At 64.4% G+C, this 20,281-nt stretch carries 20 protein-coding genes; 11 read left to right on the plus strand and 9 right to left on the minus strand.

The genetic code is table 11. From position 1 onward, the window contains the following. Nucleotides 1–14 precede the first annotated feature (14 nt). Entirely contained in the window at nt 15–1,001 is a 987-nt protein-coding gene (locus JMY28_RS21080) for an alpha/beta hydrolase family protein (RefSeq protein WP_201697851.1), read from the minus strand. 427 nt (nt 1,002–1,428) lie between these two features. Here JMY28_RS21080 and JMY28_RS21085 point away from each other — a divergent pair, with 427 nt between their 5' ends. Together JMY28_RS21085 and JMY28_RS21090 are read left to right on the plus strand one after the other, a co-directional pair. Beyond that, complete coding sequence (locus tag JMY28_RS21085; protein WP_328809437.1) at nt 1,429–1,761, plus strand: DUF4148 domain-containing protein; 333 nt, start codon at nt 1,429–1,431, stop codon at nt 1,759–1,761. A gap of 176 nt (nt 1,762–1,937) precedes the next feature. Then, nucleotides 1,938–2,972 carry an LLM class oxidoreductase gene (locus JMY28_RS21090; protein ID WP_201697852.1) on the plus strand — a complete coding sequence of 345 codons (1,035 nt, stop codon included), beginning with the start codon at nt 1,938–1,940 and terminating at the stop codon, nt 2,970–2,972. 16 nt (nt 2,973–2,988) lie between these two features. Here JMY28_RS21090 and JMY28_RS21095 read toward each other — a convergent pair whose 3' ends face one another. Then, complete coding sequence (locus tag JMY28_RS21095) at nt 2,989–3,378, minus strand: ester cyclase (protein WP_201697853.1); 390 nt, start codon at nt 3,376–3,378, stop codon at nt 2,989–2,991. A 217-nt stretch (nt 3,379–3,595) separates the two neighbouring features. Here JMY28_RS21095 and JMY28_RS21100 point away from each other — a divergent pair, with 217 nt between their 5' ends. After that, nucleotides 3,596–4,954 (plus strand): cation:proton antiporter domain-containing protein, encoded by a 1,359-nt coding sequence (locus JMY28_RS21100; RefSeq protein ID WP_201697854.1) that lies wholly within the window; start codon nt 3,596–3,598, stop codon nt 4,952–4,954. 28 nt (nt 4,955–4,982) lie between these two features. On the opposite strand, the gene JMY28_RS21105 is transcribed toward JMY28_RS21100, so the two are convergent. Next, on the minus strand, nt 4,983–5,393 hold the full coding sequence (locus JMY28_RS21105) for a BON domain-containing protein (protein ID WP_201697855.1): 411 nt from the start codon (nt 5,391–5,393) through the stop codon (nt 4,983–4,985). A gap of 152 nt (nt 5,394–5,545) precedes the next feature. Here JMY28_RS21105 and JMY28_RS21110 point away from each other — a divergent pair, with 152 nt between their 5' ends. After that, nucleotides 5,546–5,707, plus strand: a complete 162-nt coding sequence (locus tag JMY28_RS21110; RefSeq protein ID WP_158761410.1) for a DUF1328 domain-containing protein — start codon at nt 5,546–5,548, stop codon at nt 5,705–5,707. Between the two features lie 71 nt (nt 5,708–5,778). Continuing rightward, nucleotides 5,779–6,066 carry a DUF1488 family protein gene (locus JMY28_RS21115; protein ID WP_201697856.1) on the plus strand — a complete coding sequence of 96 codons (288 nt, stop codon included), beginning with the start codon at nt 5,779–5,781 and terminating at the stop codon, nt 6,064–6,066. Here the strand turns inward: JMY28_RS21115 and tkt are convergent, their stop codons facing one another. After that, nucleotides 6,067–8,196 (minus strand): transketolase, encoded by a 2,130-nt coding sequence (gene tkt / locus JMY28_RS21120; RefSeq protein WP_201697857.1) that lies wholly within the window; start codon nt 8,194–8,196, stop codon nt 6,067–6,069. Between the two features lie 443 nt (nt 8,197–8,639). Between tkt and JMY28_RS21125 the strand changes: the two genes are divergently transcribed. Next, complete coding sequence (locus JMY28_RS21125; protein ID WP_201697858.1) at nt 8,640–8,822, plus strand: hypothetical protein; 183 nt, start codon at nt 8,640–8,642, stop codon at nt 8,820–8,822. A gap of 148 nt (nt 8,823–8,970) precedes the next feature. Here JMY28_RS21125 and JMY28_RS21130 read toward each other — a convergent pair whose 3' ends face one another. Beyond that, nucleotides 8,971–9,471: a methylated-DNA--[protein]-cysteine S-methyltransferase gene (locus tag JMY28_RS21130; protein ID WP_201697859.1), complete on the minus strand. Its 501-nt coding sequence runs from the start codon at nt 9,469–9,471 to the stop codon at nt 8,971–8,973. Beyond that, entirely contained in the window at nt 9,468–10,916 is a 1,449-nt protein-coding gene (locus tag JMY28_RS21135) for a DNA-3-methyladenine glycosylase 2 family protein (protein ID WP_201697860.1), read from the minus strand. The genes JMY28_RS21130 and JMY28_RS21135 overlap by 4 nt, the downstream gene beginning before the upstream one ends. Before the next feature lie 209 nt (nt 10,917–11,125). Here JMY28_RS21135 and JMY28_RS21140 point away from each other — a divergent pair, with 209 nt between their 5' ends. From JMY28_RS21140 to JMY28_RS21155, 4 genes are all read left to right on the plus strand, one after another. Then, the gene (locus JMY28_RS21140) at nt 11,126–12,046 is read left to right on the plus strand and encodes a TauD/TfdA dioxygenase family protein (RefSeq protein ID WP_201697861.1); all 921 of its coding nucleotides are present in this window, start codon (nt 11,126–11,128) and stop codon (nt 12,044–12,046) included. Nucleotides 12,047–12,108: 62 nt separating this feature from the next. After that, nucleotides 12,109–13,164 carry an ABC transporter substrate-binding protein gene (locus tag JMY28_RS21145; RefSeq protein WP_201697862.1) on the plus strand — a complete coding sequence of 352 codons (1,056 nt, stop codon included), beginning with the start codon at nt 12,109–12,111 and terminating at the stop codon, nt 13,162–13,164. Nucleotides 13,165–13,332: 168 nt separating this feature from the next. After that, the gene (locus tag JMY28_RS21150; RefSeq protein WP_407945523.1) at nt 13,333–14,259 is read left to right on the plus strand and encodes an ABC transporter ATP-binding protein; all 927 of its coding nucleotides are present in this window, start codon (nt 13,333–13,335) and stop codon (nt 14,257–14,259) included. Next, nucleotides 14,256–15,143: an ABC transporter permease gene (locus tag JMY28_RS21155; protein ID WP_201697863.1), complete on the plus strand. Its 888-nt coding sequence runs from the start codon at nt 14,256–14,258 to the stop codon at nt 15,141–15,143. The genes JMY28_RS21150 and JMY28_RS21155 overlap by 4 nt, the downstream gene beginning before the upstream one ends. Before the next feature lie 610 nt (nt 15,144–15,753). Here JMY28_RS21155 and JMY28_RS21160 read toward each other — a convergent pair. From JMY28_RS21160 to JMY28_RS21170, 3 genes are all read right to left on the minus strand, one after another. Next, on the minus strand, nt 15,754–16,734 hold the full coding sequence (locus tag JMY28_RS21160; protein ID WP_201697864.1) for a zinc-dependent alcohol dehydrogenase family protein: 981 nt from the start codon (nt 16,732–16,734) through the stop codon (nt 15,754–15,756). A gap of 52 nt (nt 16,735–16,786) precedes the next feature. Next, nucleotides 16,787–18,184: a dihydrolipoyl dehydrogenase gene (locus JMY28_RS21165; protein ID WP_201697865.1), complete on the minus strand. Its 1,398-nt coding sequence runs from the start codon at nt 18,182–18,184 to the stop codon at nt 16,787–16,789. Nucleotides 18,185–18,319: 135 nt separating this feature from the next. Continuing rightward, nucleotides 18,320–19,234, minus strand: a complete 915-nt coding sequence (locus JMY28_RS21170; RefSeq protein WP_201697866.1) for a LysR family transcriptional regulator — start codon at nt 19,232–19,234, stop codon at nt 18,320–18,322. Between the two features lie 125 nt (nt 19,235–19,359). On the opposite strand from JMY28_RS21170, the gene JMY28_RS21175 reads away from it, so the two are divergent. Next, entirely contained in the window at nt 19,360–20,280 is a 921-nt protein-coding gene (locus JMY28_RS21175) for a DMT family transporter (protein ID WP_201697867.1), read from the plus strand. Nucleotide 20,281 lies beyond the last annotated feature (1 nt).

A 20,281-nucleotide genomic window follows, 5' to 3' on the forward strand; every position in this document is an offset into this window, starting at 1 on the left:
GGGAAGCGGGAAAGCTAGCGCAGATTCGCCTGGAAGAACGCGAGCACGCTCGCGTCGAGTTCCTTGTGAAAGGCGACCCGGTCGAAGCCGTGCTCATCCACGCAGATCTCGGGCATCTTCTCTTTCATAGCCTCGTCGCAAGGCGCAAGAAAGGCGAAATGCGCCGAGTCGGGCACGAAGTGATAGTCGGGTTTGCGAGGCAGCGTCCTCGCAAGCGCGGGCGCGTTGTGGGGCAATACGCCATCGCCGCCATACTGCGAAGCCCACACCTGGATGGGCGCTGTCACGTTCTTCAGATCACTCGCAGCAGGGAATTCATTGAGCGGATCGGCGAGCACGAACGCCTTGATTCGCGCATCGCTCGGCAACGGCTGCGTGGGCACTTCTCCACGCGCGATTTCGGCGCAGACCGGCGGCCCCGTGTCCGGGCAAGGCACATCGGAGTGCTGGAAGTCCGGCGCGCCGCCCGCTAACACCAGACCCGTATAGCCGCCGCGCGAAAAGCCAAAGAATCCGATGCGTTGCGGGTCGATTTTCGCGGCGTCCGGCGAGGCGCTCAGCATGTAATCGATCAGGCGCTTGATATCGGTCGGCCGCTCGATGAACACGGACATATCGCCCGCGCGGCTCGGATCGGCGAACGAGTCGCCGGGGTGGTTGATTGCGGCCACAACGAAGCCCGCGTTGGCCAGCGTCTCGGCAAGGTCATGGTGACCCAGATATGAGCCGGTGTGGCCGTGCGAAATGACAACGAGGGGAAGCTTGTCGCCAACGGTCGGACAGTCGCGCCGCCCGTGCAGGATGTATGGGCCGAACGGCACGTCCTGCGCGGGCTCCGCGCATGGCGTCCAGACCATGGCTTTCAGTGCCGGGCCATGGGCGTCGGCGGGAATGTCGAGGCGCTTGAGGCCTGCCGCGTGCGCGGTTGCCGCGAGCAGGCAGAAGAGCACGGTCAATATCGAAGCAGCGGCATACGGAAATCTCTTGTGGGTTGTCGTCATGGCGCGTCCAAAGAGGTTGTCGAATATTTCCACCTTCTCTCTACAAGATCCGCTACGCCTGTGCCGATACCGCTGTCCAGGCATGATCTTTTTCCTGGTGTTCAGTCAGCTTGCAGCTACGGGATTATATCGAGGCAAATTGCTCACGGCGCTCCACCTGCCGTTAGCATCGCAGCAATTCACCGGATCAGCTAATACGGATCACTAACTAACAACGGCCCCACATCGGGCACGGCGACTTCCGCCGCCATCGAGCCCGCCATCATCGCGGGGAATTCATCGCTGAAAATCGGGCCAACTGGCTTTTTACCAGCGGACACAAATGTTGTTCCCGTGCGGCTCTTTATCTTAAGTGGTCGCCTATTTACCATGCATTCACCTGCTGCAAACAACCGTTCGCAGCCCTTCAAAACCTTCGAGGTGAATCATGAAAGTGAAAGTTCTGGCTTCGGCCCTCTCAATCGCCGTGGCCCTCGCCGCGCCCGCTATCGCATTTGCCCAGTCCAACGGCGCGCTCACTCGCGCAGAGGTTCGCAATCAGCTTGTCCAACTCGAAAAAGCGGGATACCGGACCGGAGACGGCGACCAGACGACTTACCCTCAGCAGATCCAGCAGGCGGAAGCGCGGGTGTCCCGTTCGGCTGCGGCATCGAGCGACTTTGGCGGTGTGGTCAGTGGAACGTCGGCGTCCGGGCAAGCCATGTCGGGCGCACCCCAAGCGGATATTCCGGGTCTGCGACCGATTTACTCCGGCCAATGACTCCCGCTTTTGCGCCCGGTTCGATCACGCAATCGGGCGCCTCTAGCTGGCGCGGCGTAGTACGCGCGCGTTACACGCAGGAACAACTGAATTGCCGCGAAGCCGGGTGATCATCGGCGGAAGGTTTTGCAAAATAAGCGGCGTCGATCTCTTACCCGATTTACGGAATTGTCTGCATGCTGATCCCCTCTCCCGAAGCGTTGCCGCAATCGAATCCCGGATTTTCGCGCATGTTCTCTCCTGGACGGCTGACGCTCGGGGTGTTGTTTGCAATCGAATCGTATTCGGGCGACGCACCGAGCATGCGTAACCAGATTGCGCTGGCTCGTGTGGCCGAGGAGGGCGGTTTTGCCGCGCTCGGCGTACGTGATGTACCGCTGCGCGATCCCAATTTTGGCGACCTTGGGCAAATCTACGATCCCTGGACATGGCTCGGCTATGTAGCGGGTCAGACTGAATCTATCGCGCTCTTTACGGCTGCGATCGTGTTGCCGTTGCGTCATCCGATCCATACGGCAAAGGCGGCGGCGAGCATCGACCAACTCACCGGCGGCAGACTCGTGCTCGGCATCGCCTCGGGCGACAGGCCCGTTGAATTCCCGGCGTTCGCAGTGGATCGCGAGGGGCGAGGCGAGATGTTTCGCGAGCAGGTCCGATATCTGAATGTGGCGTGGGGCAGCGCGTTTCCTGAAATTAAAAGCCGCTATGGCACGCTGGGTGGCGCGGATATCGTACCCAAGCCCGTTTCGGCCAGGGTCCCGCTGATCGTGACAGGCAATAGCCAGCAGTCGATCGAGTGGATCGCGCAGAATGCCGACGGATGGATCACGTATCAACGCTCGCTCGCAAGCCAGGTGGAACTCGTCCGGTACTGGCACGAGACCGTTGCACAAGTCTCCCCAGGTAGGTTCAAGCCGTTTGCACAGCCTTATCACATCGATCTGTCCGAGAACCCGGACGAAGGGCCCACACCGATTCACAACGGCCACCGTCTTGGCCGTAACTGGCTGATGCGAACGCTGGAGGCGCTCGAGCGCGCGGGCGCGAACCACGTCTTGCTCAATCTCAAGTACGGAACACGGCCCGCCGAAGCGGTCATCGAAGAACTGGCAACGCATGTTGTGCCCCGTTTTCTGGCCCACGGGGTGGGTAATGCCGGGAAAGCGCGAGCAGCATTGCTCAATAGTGGTGCTGAGGCGTTAGCTTCATGAAGAAAATGGCAATGGGTTACGACAATTGCGCCTCGATCGCAGCCTTGTCGATGATCGACCATACCCGCGCAATTTTCCCGCCGCGCCACGCGTAGAACACATTCTCCGAAAACGCGATTCGCCGACCGTTCACAGGCAAACCGAGAAAGTCTTGTCGGGGCGTGCAATCAAAACGTAAGCGGCTGGCAATGACCAGAGGCTCGGCGACCAGCAGTTCGATTTCGAAGCGCAAGTCGGGAATGTCGCGGACGTCTTGCTCCAGCATGGCGCGATATCCCGCGAGACCAAACGGACGATCGTTATGGACGACGTCGTGGGCGACGAAGTCCCCGAGGCAATCCCAATCCCGTCGGTTCAGGCAGTCGATGTAGCGCCGGTAGAGCGCGCTCAGATCGTGTGCGTCCAATACGGTCTCCTTATCGCATGACGATGCACTCGCGATCGTAGACGAAAGCCGCGCACGGGGCGTCGAGCGCGCGGAACGGCGACGGCGTGCCGAACGAATAACGCAGCCCGGTGGTCGGCCCGTGAAAGAGAGGAACGGATGTTGCGCTACGCAGGGGTCCGCCCGCGGGCTGCGTCCGCGCGTTGCGGCAACGTTCCAAGAGGAGAGAAGCCCTTCCATGCCGCAGGAAGCACTTTGGTTTCTGCTGATAGGCGTGCTGCTGATGTTCGTGGCGCTCGCGCGGGGCCCTATCGCGCGCCTGCCGCTCACGGGCGCGATGATTTATCTGACCGTTGGCGTCGTGGTGGGGCCGGGTTTGCTCGGTCTCGTTCATACCGACCTCGCGCAGAATGTGCGCACGCTCACCGTGTTGGCGGAGGCAGGGCTTGTGGTCTCGCTGTTTTCGGTGGGCATGCATCTGCGCGTGCGGCTGCGCGAGCCGCTCTGGCGCTTGCCGCTGCGCCTCGGCGTGCTGGCCATGGTGCTCAGTGTCGCGCTGATGTTCGCGTTCGGCGTGGCGACGGGTGCGGCCACGGGCGTCGCGTTGTTTCTCGCCGCGGCGCTCGCGCCGACCGATCCGGTGCTCGCGAACGAACTGCGCGTGCATGAGGCCGGCGACGCGGAGCCCGTGCGATTCGCGCTCTCGGGCGAGGGCGGCCTCAACGACGGCGCCGCCATGCCCTTCGCGGTGCTCGGCCTTGCGCTGTGCGGCGTGCACGGCGCCAACACGCAAAACGCGGCGGCGTTCGCCGCGTGGGTGGCGTGGGGCGTCACGGGCGCACTGCTCGTTGGCGGGGTGCTCGGCATGCTCTGCGTGCGCAGCGTCTTCTATTTGCGCACGCGCCATGGCGAAGCCGTGGGGCTCGACGGCTTCATTGCCATCGGGCTGATGTCGGTCACCTACGGCGTGGCGCTGCTGCTGCATACGTATGCGTTCGTGGCGGTCTTCGCTGCGGGCGTAGCGTTGCGTCATGAGGAGCTTCGCGCGACAGGCGAGCGCCGCCCTGCCGAGGCGCTCGAAAGCGTGCAGCTCGGCGAGCGTACCGAAGTCGCGACAGATCCCCAGCGCGCGCACATGTGGCTTGCCGAAGGTATGACGGGGTCCACGCTGGAAATCGAACGGCTGGCTGAGTTCTCGGTACTGCTGATCATTGGCTGCGTAATTTCGGCGCATTGGCGCGAGATGCTCGACCTGCGCGCGGTGCTGTCCGCGCTCGTGCTGGTGTTCGTCGTGCGGCCTCTGGCCGTGCTCGTCGCAATGATGGGCTCGAGCGCTCAGGGCCCGCAGCGGCTCCTGATGGCGTGGATGGGCATACGCGGCGTGGGCGCGTTCTACTACGCGGTGTGGGGGATCGACCAGGCGGGCGACGTGCTGCGGCCCGTGCTGCCCGCCGCCCTCGATGCGATCGTGCTTTCCGTCGTGCTGCACGGCGCGACGGCGGGCTACGTACTCGATCGCTATTACCGGCGCCAGGAGGCGCGCGCCGAATCGGAACACCAGTTGCGTCCGAGACAGGCAGCCCGCTCAAGCTCATGATGGACTAGCGGGTGACGCCTCGCAGCATCTATTGCGTCTTGCCGACTTTCAGATTGTTGGTGACGGATACCACGCCGTTCAGGTCGTGCACGACGCTTTCGGCCTTGTCGCGTTGTCCTTCGTCGGGCACGGTCCCCGTTAGCGTAATGGCGCCGCGCTTCGTGCTGACGTGCACGTCGCTGGAGGTCAAGCCGTCCGCGCCGATCAATGCCGCCTTTGCGTGCGCGGTGATGATCTCGTCACTTGCCTCGCCGCCATAGCCCGGGTCTGCCGCCGCCAGATTGTGCGGGGGCAATGGATTGGGCCGCGAAACCGTATCGCCGGTTTGCGCAAACGTGGCTTGCGCTGCGAGCACGAAACAGAGGCCCACGAGGCCCGCGTGAAGAAGGCACTGCGGAAGGGACTGCGCCTCGTGCATGGCGCATCGCGTCTGGTTCATGACTGTCTCCTTCGCTTGAGAGCCCCAGGCCGCTTGTCGCGCAATGGGCGTGCCGCGAGGGGTTATGGCGTATCGAACCCTCGCTCCCGGGCGAAAACCCGCTCGGGCACAGCCGGTGCGCATAGAGCAGGATGCCTTCAAAGGAGCCGGCAATGCTTTACTACGCGATCGTTTTCTTCGTGATAGCCATCATCGCGGCTGTCTTCGGATTTGGCGGGATTGCCGCTGGTGCGGCGGGCATCGCCAAGATTCTGTTCTTGATCTTCGTGATTCTCTTTCTGGCCAGCCTGCTTTTTGGTATCTCGAGGCGCTAACCCGCCCTCAGGCGCGGCCGCACGGCGACGCCTGAGCGGTTGCTCACCCGATATTCAGGAGTCCACCCATCATGAACATTTCCTTTCCCGAAGGTCCAGTCGAGTACGACACGCAGGAGTTCGCGCTAACCTTTGTTGCGCTCGCGGATTCTGTCCCTGTGGACTGCGCGATTACGGCTGAAGCGCTGGAGGATCGCTTCGGCGCGAAATCGTTGCGAGAGCCCGACCTGCGCCTCGCGTTCCACCGCAACCGCGCTGCCATCGAGGCGGCGGCCGCCCGGCTCATCGAAGAGACGGACGGCAAGCCGGTGACGCTTCACAGCGGCTACTTGCGCTTCTACGGCACGAGCAGACACTGACTATTCGCCTGACTGCGCGCCCGCTCCCGCCTTGCAACGCGCAATCTGCTTCTTCGCTTCTTCCACCACGTGCTCAGGCGTGAAGCCGAATTTGGTCAGCAGCGCCTTGATCGGCGCGGAGGCGCCGAACGTGCGCATCACGATCTGCGAGCCGAAGCGGCCGACGTAACGGTCCCAGCCGAGCGACGCCGCCTGCTCCACGGCCACGCGCGCACGGACGTCCGGCGGCAGCACCGAATCGCGGTACGCCTCGTCCTGCAGTTCGAACAAGCCCCATGAAGGCATCGAGACCACGCGCGCTGCGATCCCCTCCTTTTTCAGCGTTTCGTATGCGGAAATGCACAGCGAAACCTCGCTGCCCGTGGCGAGGAGCAGGACTTCGGGCTGCTTGCCATCGGGTGCGTCGGCGAGCACGTATGCGCCGCGCTGCACGCCTTGCGCACTCGCGTATTTCGTGCGGTCAAGCGTGGGCAGCGCCTGGCGCGTCAACACGAGGCAGGCCGGTTCATGCGTCCGCGTGAGCGCAACGCGCCAGGCCTGCGCGACTTCGTTGGCATCGGCGGGGCGCAGCGTGAGCAGGTCCGGTACGCTGCGCAGCGACGCGAGCTGCTCGATCGGCTGGTGCGTGGGCCCGTCCTCGCCGAGACCAATCGAATCGTGCGTGAACACGTAGACCACGGGCAACTCCATGATCGCCGCGAGCCGGATGGGGGGCTTCATGTAGTCGCTGAAAATGAGGAACGTCGATCCGAACGGCCGCAAGCCCGAAAGCGCGAGGCCATTGCAGACCGCGCCCATGCCGTGCTCACGAATGCCGAAATGCAGGTTGCGGCCTTCGTAGTGGTCGCGCTCGAAGCTTCCCGCGCCATCGAACTTGAGATTGGTTTTGGTGGACGGCGAGAGGTCGGCGGCGCCGCCGATCATCCACGGTACACGTTGCGCGATCGCGTTGATCACCTTGCCCGACGAGTCGCGCGTGGCGAGGCCCTTTTCATCGGCGGCGAAGGTGGGAATGTCGGCGTCCCAGCCCTCGGGCAGCTTGCCCTCGAGCATCAGGCTCAGTTCCTTCGCGAGTTCGGGGTAGCGCTTCGCATAGTCGTCGTAGCGTTGCTTCCACGCTTCGTGCGCCGCCTTGCCGCGCGCGCCCATGCCTTGCGCGAAACGTTCGTACACGCCGTCGGGCACGAGGAACTGCGCGTCCTCCGGCCAGCCGTACGCGCGCTTGGCAAGCCGCACCTCTTCCTCGCCCAGCGCTTCGCCGTGCGCCGCCGCCGTGTCCTGCCGGTTCGGCGCGCCCCAGCCGATGATGCTATTCACCACGATCAGCGTCGGCTTGTCGGTCACAGCCTGCGCTTGTTCGATGGCGGCTTCGATGGCGTTCGTGTCGTTGGCGTTGTCCACGTGCAGCGTGTGCCAGTGGTAGCCGCGAAAGCGCGACTCGACATCGTCGCTATAGGCGAGGTCGGTGTGGCCCTCGATCGTGATGCGGTTGCTGTCGTAAAACCAGATCAGATTCGAGAGACCTAGATGGCCCGCGAGCGACGCCGCCTCGTGCGAGACGCCTTCCATCATGTCGCCGTCGCCGCACACCGTATAGACGCGGTAGTCGAAGATCGTGGCGTCCGGGCGATTGAAGTGTTGTGCGAGCCAGCGCTCGGCCATGGCCATGCCCACGCTGTTGCCGAGCCCCTGGCCGAGCGGCCCGGTGGTCGTTTCGACGCCCGTCGTCCAGCGATATTCCGGGTGCCCCGGCGTCAGGCTGTCGATCTGGCGAAACTGTTTGATATCGTCGAGCGAGACCGCGGGCTTGCCCGTGAGCTTGCCTTTTTCGTCTATGGCTTGCACGCCCGTGAGGTGCAACATCGAGTAGAGCAGCATTGAAGCGTGGCCGTTCGAGAGCACGAAGCGGTCGCGGTTGGGCCATCGCGGCGCGGCAGGGTCGTAGTGCAGATGATGCTGCCAGATCTGGTACACGAGCGGCGCGAGCGCCATGGGCGTGCCGGGGTGGCCGGAATTGGCCTTTTGCACGGCGTCCATCGACAAGGTGCGGATCGTGTCGATGGCGCGGCGGTCGAGATCGGATGGGTCGGCTTGGGTGGGCCCGGCATTCGACGTTGAATTCGATGACATGAGCTAGGACTCCTCGGCTGGGGCGCGCTTGCCAGGCGGGCGGCGCGCGAAGGGAATGATGCGCAAATGCGGTGCCAGCTAGTGCACCGCGTTTTGCGCCGCGCTTGGGATCAGCTTGGGACCATACGAGCATAGGCTTTGCGGTTTGGCACTATCACGTCCCTCCTTTTTGCTTACCGAGCCGATGCACAGAAAACCGCAACACAGGATCGCTGACCTGTGGGGGCGCGGGCGTGGGCCGCGCCGTTGCTGAAGCTTTCGCGCTTGCAAGCTACGACGTCGCGCTGCTTTCGCGCGAACCCGAACGGTTCGCGTGAAAGCAGCGCAATTACAGGCCGCCTACACGATGTGCGCGCGCTCGCGGAGCCCACCGACGTGGCCGACGCACAGGCTGTCGAAACGGCGGCAGCGCGCGTAAAGCGCTAACTCGGCGAAATCGACGTGTGAGTGAACATCGCCATGGCGACCATTTTCGCGCCGGTCTCGACCAGGAAGCGCGCAACGGCAACATGCCGCTCTTCACAGAGCGGCATGTTCACGCGTTGACGGGCGGTGTGGCGATTGGCTTCCTTGGCGTGGCGATGGCATTTGCGCGCTTGCGCAGGCAGGCACGGTCACGCTGGTGATCGTATTCCTTTTTGGGCACGCTCGCGCTCGGCACGCACAAAGCGCATGAAAGCATGGGCGGCGTGTGCGAACGCTGGACCCACGGCGTGACGCTGATATTGCTCGATAGGTCCGGGGGCGGACAGTAGGTGCGAGATAGGACCGCTTCTAAACCAGCGCGGCGCAGCGGTCCACTTGTTCGAGTTCGAGCAGCGCGGCCTTGCGATCCACGCCGCCTGCGTAACCGGTCAGCGCGCCGTTTGTCGCGACAACACGGTGGCACGGAACGATCACGGAAATGGGATTGCGGCCTACTGCGCTCCCCACCGCGCGCGCGTGCCCGGAGTCCAGGCGCAGGCGCCTCGCGACCTCCGCGTAAGAGATCACAGATCCATACGGAATGGCCTCGAGCTCCTTCCAGACCCGCCGCTGAAACGGCGTGCCCCGTAAGGCAATGGGGAGCCCGAAGTCCCGTCTCTCGCCCGAAAAGAACTGCGTGATTTGCCGCTGGGCGTAACGCGCGAGTGGCGGCGCTCCTGTTCCAATGCGCGTAAGCGACATCTGCGGAAAGTATTTTTGGCCCACGAAAAAGAGGCCGGTCAGGAAATCGTCTTCTACGCGCAGCGCGATATCCCCCAATGGACTTGGAATCACATAGCCGGGTGTCATGAGTGTTGGCCCTCGAGTTGGCTCCACATGTGGAGGGTTGCGTAGGCGCGCCACGGTTCCCACTGTTGCGCATGGCGGCCCAGTGCAGATGCGCTCGCATAGCCCAGTTGCTTTTTCAGCGTCAGGTCGCAGGGTGGAAAGGCATTGGGCCACGCGAGGGCGCGCATGGCGATGTACTGCACCGCCCATTCACTCACCCCCTGAATGCTACGCAGCGCGCGCAGCGTGTCTTCCAGCGGCGCGGCGGGCTCGAGCCTCATGCGGCCCGACGACACTTCGCTTGCGAGCGCAACGATCGCATCGGCGCGCTTTCGCGTCATACCGGTGTCCTCGAGTGCGCACGCCGGCGCGCGCGCGAGCGTGGCCGCCGAGGGAAAAATGCGGGTCAACGCTTGCGGTGCGCTGACCTGTGTGCCAAAGCGCTCGGCAATGCGTGAAAGGATGCTTTGCGTGCTCGATGAATGCAGCGACGGTCCGGCCAAGGCGCACACCGCGATCTCGAAGCCGTCCATCGCGCCCGGGACCCGTATGCCCGGTGAGCCGGCCGCCAGATCGCCGAGATGCGGGTCGATCAGATCGGGGCGCGCGTCCAGATCGAACAGACGTCTGACGCGCGGCAGAAGCTGTCCCACGGCCGGCATGAGCGACATCGGCAAAGTCACTTCGAGCGCGTAGCGCTTCGGTGTGTGTCGTGCGCTGATCCAGCCGTGGATCTCGCGGCCGTGATGGCTCAATGCGAGCGTGCGCGTATAGATTTCGTCGCCGATATGCTCTACGCCGGCAATCTGGCGGCGTGCGAGGAACGCGAGAATGCCGGACCAGCAAAACGGCGGTCGATAGACCAGCGTAAAGGTCACGCTTTGCGCATCCGGAGCATGACGGGCATCGGTTTGCTTGCGGAATCGCAGCGGGTTCAGGCCGTATTGCTTCAGGAAAAGGTCGTTGAACCGCCGCACGCTTCCGAATCCTGCCGCGAGGGCAACCGCGTTCACGGGCAAGCGGGTATCGGTTAGCAGCCGCTTGGCCATCAGAAGCCGTTGGGTTTGAGCAAACTCCAGCGGCGACACGCCGAATTGCGCATCGAAGATCCGCCGCAGGTGGCGATCGGTCACGCCCACGCGCGCAGCCAGGTCAGCCAGGCTGCCGGTGTTGAGGAAGCCCTCTTCGATCAGCATCGCGGCGGCGTGCGCGAGCCTGCTCGATACGTCGAGCAGCCCGTTGCCTGGGGCCAGTTCAGGGCGGCATCGCAGGCAGGGGCGAAAGCCCGCGCGCTCAGCCGCTGCGGCATTGGCGAAAAAGTGGCAGTTCTCGCGCCGTGGCGCGCGAACGGGGCAGACCGGCCGGCAGTAGATCCCGGTAGACGAAACGCCGACGAAAAACCAGCCGTCGAAGCGGCGGTCTTTCGAGAGCATGGTCTGGTAGCAGGTGTCGGGATCGAGGCGCATGTCCAGACTGTAAAGCAGATCCGGGGAGGAATCTGGCCAGATTCGGACATGAGTATTCGAGCCCGGCGCGCCGTTCAAGGGCGCACGCGCCGTATGCCTTAACAGCGCCTTTATGACTCGAACGGATAAACGTATCGGATTTGCTTCGTTGTCAGCCGGCGTATGGATCACGTAGATTGAAGCCATTGCTTACCTGAAAGGCTTGCTGCGTGACTACCCCTGCCACATTCACCGCTTCTGCCGCTGCTCTTGCCCCTTCAAGCGCGGCCGCCGCGTCCCAGCACTTCGAGATTCTTCCGTTGAATGCGCCACTTGGCGCGGAAGTGGTCGGCCTCGATCTCGCGAAGCCGGTATCGAGCGACGATTTCGCACGCATTCATCGCGCCCACCTCGATCATCACGTGCTGGTGTTTCGCGACCAGCGCATCACGCCGCAGCAGCAGGTCGAGTTCAGCCGCCGCTTTGGGCCGTTGCAGATCCACGTGCTGCATCAGTTCGCGCTGGCGGGCCATCCGGAGGTGCTGATCGTCTCGAACATCGTGGAGAACGGCAAGCCCATTGGCCTTGGCGATGCCGGCCACTTCTGGCATTCCGACCTTTCATATAAGGAGAAGCCGAGCCTCGGTTCGCTGCTGCACGCGCAGGAGTTGCCCGCAGAGGGCGGGGACACGCTGTTCGCCAACATGCATCTCGCGTGGGACACGCTGCCTGCGCATTTGCGCAGCGCTGTGGAGGGGCGGCGTGCCGAGCATACCTATCTCGCGCGCTATGCGGAACTCCAGGCGCGCAGCCCGTGGCGGCCAAATCTCACGGCGCAGCAGATCGCGGAGGTCAAGCCCGTTGTGCACCCTGTCGTGCGCACGCACCCCGAAACGGGCCGCAAGGCCCTCTTCGTGAGCGAACACTTCACGACGCGCATAGTCGATCTGCCCGAGGACGAAAGCCGCGCACTGCTCGACGAACTGTTCGCCCACAGCGTGCGTGCGGAGCATTGCTACCGCCACGAATGGCGCGCGCATGACCTCGTGTTCTGGGACAACCGCTCGCTCATGCATCTTGCGGCGGGTACGCCCGATCACCTGCGCCGCAAGCTCTATCGCACCACCATCGAAGGCGACACGCCGTTTTGATACGCGCTGCGGGGCGATTTTCGCGCGTTGCGTATTACGCAGAATAAAAAGGAATCCATAGCATGTCGTTTTCTATTGGTAATGCGTTCGCAAGCCGCGCGAACGTGTGGCGCCGCGCGGGCGCGGCTTCCCTCGCCATTGCGCTCGCATCGTTTGGCCTGAGCGTGCCAGCACCCGCGCGCGCAGAAGGTCAGCTCCGCATCGCGGAGCAGTTCGGTGTTGTGTATTTGATGCTCAACGTTGCGCGTGACCAGCATTTCATCGAGCAGGAGGGCCGCAAGGCGGGCGTCGATATCAAGGTCGACTGGCTGCGCCTTTCCGGCGGCGCGGCCGTGAACGACGCGCTGCTTTCCGGCGCGGTGGACGTGGCCGGCGCGGGCGTGGGCCCGCTGCTCACGGTGTGGGACCGCACGCATGGCAGGCAGAACGTGAAAGGCGTGGCGTCGCTCGGCAACCTGCCGTACTACCTCGTCACCACGAACCCGAACGTGAAGACCATTGCCGATTTCACGAGCAAGGACCGCATTGCCGTGCCGGCAGTGGGCGTTTCCGTGCAGTCGCGCGTGCTGCAATACGCGGCGGCGAAGCAGTGGGGCGAGAAGCAGTTCGACCGGCTCGACGCCTACAGCCAGGCCATTCCGCACCCGGACGCGACGGCCGCGATCATCGCGAATAGCAGCGTGATTACGGCGCACTTCGGCAATCCGCCGTTCCAGCAGCAGGAGCTGGCGGCCAACCCGAAGGCGCACATCGTGCTCAACTCGTACGACGTGCTGGGCGGCCCGAGCTCGGCCACGGTGCTTTACGCCACGCAGAAGTTCCGCGACGAGAATCCGAAGACGTATCGCGCATTCGTGGCGGCGCTCGCCGACGCGGCAAACTTCATCGCAGCGCACCCCGAGCAGGCGGCGGATATCTATATTCGCGTGAACGACTCGAAGATCGACCGCAATCTGCTCCTGAAGATCCTGCGCGATCCCCAGGTGCAGTTCAAGACGGCGCCGCAGAATACGCTGGGGCTCGCGCAATTCATGTATCGCGTGGGCGCGATCCGCAACGAGCCGAAGTCGTGGCGCGATTACTTCTTCGACGATCCAGCGGTTGCCAACGGCAGTTGAGCCACGCGCGGCATTAGCGCCAGATAACGGGCCCTTCGCGGGCCCGTTCGCATGCATGGCGTGTATTCAGGGCTTATATGCAGGCCTGGTTTAATTATGCCGATTCATTGGTTGGGCAGCGCGCAGGGTGCCCGTATGTTGACGTTTTATCTGCTGGATTTGCGAAAAGTGAACGTCACCACCACCAGATTCTGGGAGCGCGCGCCGGCCGTGCGCCGTGAAGCGGGCGCGGCGGAACGCGTCGTTGTGGGCGAGCGGCCTACGCATGCCGAACGCGCAGTGCAGGCCGGACCACATAGCGAACGCCTGCTTGCCATCGAAAACGTCAGCCTCGAATACCGCAGCCGCGAGCGCATCGTGCGCGCTACGCAGGACGTGAGCTTCGACGTCTACGGCGCCGACCGCTTCGTGCTGCTCGGTCCTTCGGGCTGCGGCAAGTCCACCTTGCTCAAGGCGATTGCGGGCTTTATCGAGCCGGTGTCGGGATCGATCTCGCTGGCGGGCGAACCCGTGCGCGGACCGGGCGCGGACCGCGTGGTGGTGTTCCAGGAGTTCGACCAGTTGCCGCCCTGGAAAACGGTGGCCGAGAACGTGGCGTTTCCGCTGCGCGCGGCGCGCAAGCTGTCGCGCGCCGAAGCACGCGAACGCGCGCTCCATTACCTCGACAAGGTAGGACTCACCGCTTTCGCCGATGCTTATCCGCACACGCTTTCGGGCGGCATGAAGCAGCGCGTGGCGATAGCGCGTGCGCTCGCCATGCAACCACGTGTGTTGCTGATGGATGAACCCTTTGCCGCGCTCGACGCCCTCACGCGCCGCAAGATGCAGGAAGAACTGCTGCGCCTGTGGGACGATGCGCGCTTCACGCTGCTGTTCGTCACGCATTCGATCGAGGAAGCCCTCGTGGTCGGCAACCGCATTCTGCTGCTCTCGCCGCATCCGGGGCGCGTGCGCGCCGAGGTAAACAGTCACGCGTATTCCCATGCGAGCATGGGCGGCGTGGACTTTCGCGAGAGTGTGGCGCGCATCCATCGTCTGTTGTTCGATACCGATACAGAAGCCAATCACGAAGCCGGAAAGGAGGCCAGCCGATGAGCACGCCACACCCTACGCTGCCGCCCTTGCCACCTGTGCGCGCGGAATACGAGCGTCCCTTGCTGCCGGTGCAGACGGGCGCGGACTCCGCGCCGCTGCCGCTCGCGCGGCGCGTGCTCGACGCGGGCTGGTTTCGGCGCACGCTGATCGCGCTCGTGCTGATTGCGCTCTGGGAAGTCACGGCGCGCGTGGTCGCGAACGACCTGCTCGTTCCGACTTTCGGCGCAACGCTTGCCGCCTTCGTGCAGGGCATTGCGAGCGGCGAATTGCTCGTGAAAACGGGCATTTCGATGTCGGTGCTGCTGCGGGGCTATGCTCTCGGCGTGCTGCTGGCGTTTGTGCTGACGTCGCTCGCGGTTTCCACGCGTGTGGGTCGAGACTTGCTTTCCATGCTCACTGCGATGTTCAATCCGCTGCCTTCCATCGCACTCCTGCCGATTGCGCTGCTCTGGTTTGGGCTTGGCACCGGCAGCTTGCTGTTCGTGCTTGTGCATGCGGTGCTGTGGCCACTCGCGCTTAACATGTACACGGGGTTTCTCGGCGTGCCGGCGACGCTGCGCATGGCGGGGCGCAACTATGGATTGAGCGGTTTGCGCCAGGTCGTGCTGATTCTCGTGCCAGCGGCGTTGCCCTCGATCATCGCGGGACTGCGCGTGGGTTGGGCCTTCGCATGGCGCACGCTGATCGCGGCGGAACTCGTGTTTGGCGCGAGCGCCGGGCAGGGCGGGCTTGGGTGGTACATCTTCCAGAACCGCAACGAGCTTTATACCGATCGCGTGTTTGCCGGGCTTGCGGCCGTGATCGTGATTGGGCTGCTCGTTGAGCATCTGGTGTTTGATACGCTGGAGCGGCTTACCGTGCGGCGTTGGGGTGTGCAGCATTGAGGTTGTGGGGGGGTGGGGCTTTTTTGTTGTGCCTCTTGGCGCTTTGGGCTTTCCTTGTATTCGCGTCGGTTTGCAAGCGTTGCCCCTGTGCGGGGCGGCACCTACTTTTCTTTGCAGCGGCAAAGAAAAGTAGGCAAAAGAAAGCCGCTCAAACCGCCAGCGCCTGCCACAGTTCACCTCTGGCCGTACATGCCAGTGGCTCCGGAGCGTCTGTCGCCTCGCACCACCGAACTTAGTGACAAAGGGCTCATGCATCCCGCTGCTCGCTACGCGCGCTGCGGCCGGGTCTACAAGGGAAACCAAAGGTGTGAATGAGGTCGGCGAAGACTCGCGCGCCCCAATGGTTTTTGATTATGCCCTTCGGGGCGCGTAGCGCCGCCGGAAGGATGAGCGCCTTGTCACGCCGGTTGTGGGCGAGTGGTGGCAGACGCTCCGGAGCCACGGGCATGTACGGCCAGAGGTGAACCGTGGCAGGCGCTGGCGGTGTGAGCGGCTTTCTTTGCCTACTTTCTTTGCCGCGGCAAAGAAAGTAGGTGCCGCCCCGCACAGGGGCAACACTGGCATACCGACGCGAACACAAGGAAAGCCCAAAGCGCCAGGACCAGCACCCTCAACCAATCTCAACAACAACCTTGCTAGCCGCACTACCATCGGCGACGGCTTCATAACCGCGGTCGGCGTCCGCGAGCGCAAAACACCGCGAATCCACCCGCGGCGCAAGCAGGCCCGCTTCGGCAAGCCGCGTCGCCTCGGCGAGCATCTCACCGTGATGCGCGCGATACTTCCCGCTCAACAGCGGATAAAGCGTAAACACCCCCGAATACGTCGCCTCACGAAACGACAGCGGCGCGAGCGCATGCGTACCCCACCCGAGCGCGCTCACCACATGGCCAAAGTGCTTGACTGCGGCAAACGAAGCGTCGAGCGTCTTGCCGCCCACGGTGTCCACCACGAGATCGAAGCCGGCGCCCGCCGTGTGCGCCTGAACATACTGCTCGACGCTTACCGCACCATAGTCGACAGGCGTCGCACCCAGTTGCGAGATCACATCCGCGCTGCGTGCGCTGCCCGTCGCGAAGACATTCGCACCGAGCGCACGCGCAATCTGCACGGCCACGTGGCCGACACCCCCCGCGCCGCCCTGAACCAGCACGCTCTGGCCCGCAGCCAGATGCGCACGATCGACGATGCCCGACCACGCCGTGATGAACGCAAGCGGCAGCGCAGCCGCTTCGCGCATGGAGAGATTCGCGGGCTTGCGCGCGAGGAGGTCCGCGTCGACGGCGGCGTACTCGGCCAGCGCGCCTTGAAGGCCGCCCACGCCGCCCGTCATGCCATACACCTCGTCGCCGGGCGCGAAACGGGTGACGCCCGCGCCTACCGCTTCCACCACGCCCGCCATGTCGATACCGAGCACAAGCGGCAACGGATGCTTCGCATGATCGGCTTTGCCCGCGCGAATCTTCACGTCGAGCGGATTGAGACCCGCCGCATGAATACGCACCAGCACCTGGCCTGTTTGCGGCTGCGGGCGATCGAGCGTGGCGAGTTCGAGCGGACCATCGTATTGGCTGAGAACGAGCGCTTTCATTTTCGGTGTGTGTGTCCTTGCGAATTAAAAAGGTACCCTAAGCGAAATTCGCTTAGCCCTTGTGATTCAGTTGCGAGGCGGCGTCGCGCAACGCTGTGCGCAAGCCTTCTTCCACTACGGGGTGATAGAACGGCATCGCCAGCATGTCGTCCACGCTCAGCCCCATCTGCGCGCTCCACGCGAGCAGGTGGCCGATATGTTCCGCCGCCGGCCCGAGCCATTCCGCCCCCACGAAGCGCCGTGTCGCGCGATCCACGTAGACGTGGCCCAAGCCGTGATTCTTGAGCATCACGCGGCTGCGGCCCTGGTCCTCGAAGCTCACGGCGCCCGTCACGAAGCTACCTGCCACCAGTTCCCGGTGAGACTTGCCAACCATGGCGATCTGCGGATCGGAGAAGACGATCGCAAGCGCCGCGCGGCGCGCAACGGGTTCGACTTCCGGAAAGCGCGCGGCATTGCGGCCGGCAGCGCGCCCCTCGTCGGCGGCTTCGTGGAGCAGCGGCAGCACGTCGTTCGCGTCGCCCGCCACGAACACCGGCGCAGCGCCCGCCTGCAGCGTAGCCGGGTCGAAGCGCGGCACGCCGTGCGCGTCGAGTTCGAGCGACGTGTTCGCAAGGCCGAGGCTCGCCACGTTGGGGTGCCGACCCGCTGCCGCCAACACGTAATCAAACGTTTCTTCGGACTCCGTGCCATCGGCACGGGCGTACCGAAGCGTCACGCCCGTATCGTTGCGCGCTGCCGATACGACACGTCCCTGCGTTTCGAAATGCATGTCTGCGCCAAACACCCGGTGCGCTTCGGCGATCAGACGCGGGTCCGTGAGCGGGCCCACGCTGCCGTGCGAGCCGCCGTACAACGTGACCCGCACACCGAGCCGCGCGAGCGCCTGGCCGAGTTCCAGGCCAATCACGCCCGCACCGACCACCGCCACGCTGCGCGGCAAATCCTGCCATGCGAACACGTCGTCGTTGACGATGAGTCGCTCGCCGAGTCCCGCGAGCGACTCGGGGATCGTGGGCGTCGAACCCGTTGCGATCACGACGCTTTTTGCGCGCACCCGCGTATGTTCGCCAACCTCGATCAGGCCGTCGTCGATGAAGCGCGCATGCCCAACCAGGCGATCCGCTTCGGGCAGTGCGAGGACGCCATCCACGACGAACCCGACGAAACGGTCGCGCTCGCTGCGCACGCGGGCCATTACCGCACGGCCGTCGATTTCCATGCCGAGCGGGTTCACGCCGAATCGTGGCGCCATACTCACCGCGTGCGCCGCCTCGGCCGCCGCGATCAGCAGCTTCGAGGGCATACACCCCACACGTGCACACGTCGTTCCGTAGGCGCCGCCTTCAATGATGATTGCGCTCGCACCTTCCGCCTTCGCGGCGCGGTAAGCGGAGAGTCCGGCCGTGCCGGCGCCGATGATGGCGACATCCGTTTGCAGAGTTTGCATCGTGTTTCCTTGAGGGGTTCATGCATTCGTTTCGATGACCCAGTCTAGGAGGTTCACGCGCGAGGGTGAATGTCGGCGCTGCTCAAGTTCATGCCCGATCGTCTCACGCGAGGCGAATCGGGGCGGTTGCGCCGCTCACTCGGGCATGTGCTGCGCGAGCCAGTCGATCAACACGCGCACCTTCGGCGGCAGAAAGCGGTTGGGCGGATAGAGCATCCACACCGGGCCGCTGTACGCGCGCGGCGCAAGCAGCCACTCGGGCAGCACGCGCACGAGCAGGCCGCCGCGCAGCGCATCTGCGGCGGCGAATTCGGGCAGGCTCGCTATGCCCCGGTCCGCAAGCGCCGCATCGCGCCGCGCCCCCACGTCGTTGGCGATATAGCGCCCCTTCACCTCGACGGTCTGCGTTTGCGCACCGCGGCGGAACGTCCAGCGGTTGTCATCGGGCGTTTCGCCGAGATAGAGGCAGTCGTGGCGAGCGAGATCCTTCGGGTGCTTCGGCGTGCCGCGAGCGCGCAGATAAGCGGGGGACGCACACGGCATCCATTGCAGCGTGCCGAGCCGCCGCGCCGCCAGCCCCGGCGGCGGCGTGGGCGTGGGGCGAACCACGATATCGACGCCCTCGCGTACCGGATCGACGTCGCGGTCGGTGAAGATGAGTTGCACCGCGACGTCCTCATACGCGCGCAAAAAGCCGGAAATCAGCGGATGAATGACGCTCTGCGCGAACGAAATGGGGGCGCTGATGCTCACGCGCCCATGCGGGCGGCCGGTCAGGCGGCTAGCGGCTTGCGCCGCGCTCGCGGCGGCTTCGACCATCTCCGTGCAGTGCCGGTAGACCTCGGCGCCCGATTCCGTGAGCCGCAGGCTGCGCGTGGAGCGCTCCAGCAGGCGCGTGCCGAGTGCGCGTTCGAGCCGCTGCATCTGGCGGCTCACGGTGGAAGGCGTGCTGCCGAGCTGGCGCGCCGCAACCGAGAAATTACCGGCATCGACCACGCGGGCGAAGGTGGCGAGATCGGGCAGCAGGGGCAGGAGGTCGGAGGGTGTCATGGCAGGCGTGGCGAAATCATCTGTGCATTTGAAGCATAAATGATGTTCGGGCGAAACGGATTATCGCCGTGAAAGCATTATCGGACAATGTGTACGTCCCTAACCGATCTGCGAGTTCGTTCCCCATGAATGCCCTGACCCGTTCGTCCCGCACCGTCGATCTGCTGCTCGTTGCCGTCGCGCTCATCTGGGGCACGAGCTATGGCGTGGTGAAGGGCGTGTTGCTCGTCTACCCGGTGCTGGGTCTGCTGGCCCTGCGTTTTGGCATCACCTTTGTGCTGCTTTCGCCCTCGCTGCGCGGGCTGCGTCATGTGATGTGGCGCGACCGGATCGGCGTGCTCGGTGCGGGCTTGTTGCTGCTCGGCATCTTTCTGGCCGAGACGTTTGGTGTTTCGCTCACGAATGCCTCGAACGCCGCGTTTCTCATCAGCCTGTGCGTGGTGCTTACGCCGCTCGTGGAGTGGGCGTGGCTCAAGCGCGCGCCGCGCCCGGTGGAATGGGCGGCGGCCGGCGTGTCGCTGCTCGGCGCGCTTCTCCTGACGGGCGGGCACGTTGCGGCGAGCCCCGGCGACCTGCTGGTCCTGCTGGCCGCGTTGCTGCGTGCGTTGACCACTTGTGCGGTCAAGCGCGTGATGAAGTCGGGCGCTGTGCCGCCGCTCACGGTGACGGCGGTGCAATCCGCCGTCGTCGCGATCGGCTGCGCCGCGCTCGCACTGACTGTCGCGCCCGCGCAATGGCAGCCGTTGCCGCACTGGCAGGGGCACGGCGTGTTCTGGGGCAGCGTGATCTATCTCGTGGCGGGTTGCACGCTGTTCGCCTTCTTCGTGCAGAACTACGCCGTGAGCCGCAGCAGCCCCACGCGCGTGGCGTTGCTCATGGGCAGCGAGCCTGTGTTCGGCGCCCTCTTTGCATGCGTGTGGCTGGGCGAGCGGCTGACTTTGCCCGCGTGGATCGGTGGCATGCTGATTGTTGCGGCTTCGCTTTTCGCGCTCAAGCGGGAACCGCATCGCGAAGCACGAGAGGCACAAGAAGCTGTGAAAGCGTAGG

The organism is Paraburkholderia hiiakae (assembly GCF_904848665.1).
Taxonomy (GTDB): domain Bacteria; phylum Pseudomonadota; class Gammaproteobacteria; order Burkholderiales; family Burkholderiaceae; genus Paraburkholderia; species Paraburkholderia hiiakae.

What these genes read in the sequence shown, in the direction of transcription:
- JMY28_RS21080 (WP_201697851.1), bottom strand. Translation starts at nt 1,001, where the DNA reads ATGACGACAACCCACAAGAGATTTCCGTATGCCGCTGCTTCGATATTG.
- JMY28_RS21085 (WP_328809437.1), top strand. Translation starts at nt 1,429, where the DNA reads ATGAAAGTGAAAGTTCTGGCTTCGGCCCTCTCAATCGCCGTGGCCCTC.
- JMY28_RS21090 (WP_201697852.1), top strand. Translation starts at nt 1,938, where the DNA reads ATGCTGATCCCCTCTCCCGAAGCGTTGCCGCAATCGAATCCCGGATTT.
- JMY28_RS21100 (WP_201697854.1), top strand. Translation starts at nt 3,596, where the DNA reads ATGCCGCAGGAAGCACTTTGGTTTCTGCTGATAGGCGTGCTGCTGATG.
- JMY28_RS21105 (WP_201697855.1), bottom strand. Translation starts at nt 5,393, where the DNA reads ATGAACCAGACGCGATGCGCCATGCACGAGGCGCAGTCCCTTCCGCAG.
- JMY28_RS21110 (WP_158761410.1), top strand. Translation starts at nt 5,546, where the DNA reads ATGCTTTACTACGCGATCGTTTTCTTCGTGATAGCCATCATCGCGGCT.
- JMY28_RS21115 (WP_201697856.1), top strand. Translation starts at nt 5,779, where the DNA reads ATGAACATTTCCTTTCCCGAAGGTCCAGTCGAGTACGACACGCAGGAG.
- tkt (WP_201697857.1), bottom strand. Translation starts at nt 8,196, where the DNA reads ATGTCATCGAATTCAACGTCGAATGCCGGGCCCACCCAAGCCGACCCA.
- JMY28_RS21130 (WP_201697859.1), bottom strand. Translation starts at nt 9,471, where the DNA reads ATGACACCCGGCTATGTGATTCCAAGTCCATTGGGGGATATCGCGCTG.
- JMY28_RS21135 (WP_201697860.1), bottom strand. Translation starts at nt 10,916, where the DNA reads ATGCGCCTCGATCCCGACACCTGCTACCAGACCATGCTCTCGAAAGAC.
- JMY28_RS21145 (WP_201697862.1), top strand. Translation starts at nt 12,109, where the DNA reads ATGTCGTTTTCTATTGGTAATGCGTTCGCAAGCCGCGCGAACGTGTGG.
- JMY28_RS21155 (WP_201697863.1), top strand. Translation starts at nt 14,256, where the DNA reads ATGAGCACGCCACACCCTACGCTGCCGCCCTTGCCACCTGTGCGCGCG.
- JMY28_RS21160 (WP_201697864.1), bottom strand. Translation starts at nt 16,734, where the DNA reads ATGAAAGCGCTCGTTCTCAGCCAATACGATGGTCCGCTCGAACTCGCC.
- JMY28_RS21165 (WP_201697865.1), bottom strand. Translation starts at nt 18,184, where the DNA reads ATGCAAACTCTGCAAACGGATGTCGCCATCATCGGCGCCGGCACGGCC.
- JMY28_RS21170 (WP_201697866.1), bottom strand. Translation starts at nt 19,234, where the DNA reads ATGACACCCTCCGACCTCCTGCCCCTGCTGCCCGATCTCGCCACCTTC.
- JMY28_RS21175 (WP_201697867.1), top strand. Translation starts at nt 19,360, where the DNA reads ATGAATGCCCTGACCCGTTCGTCCCGCACCGTCGATCTGCTGCTCGTT.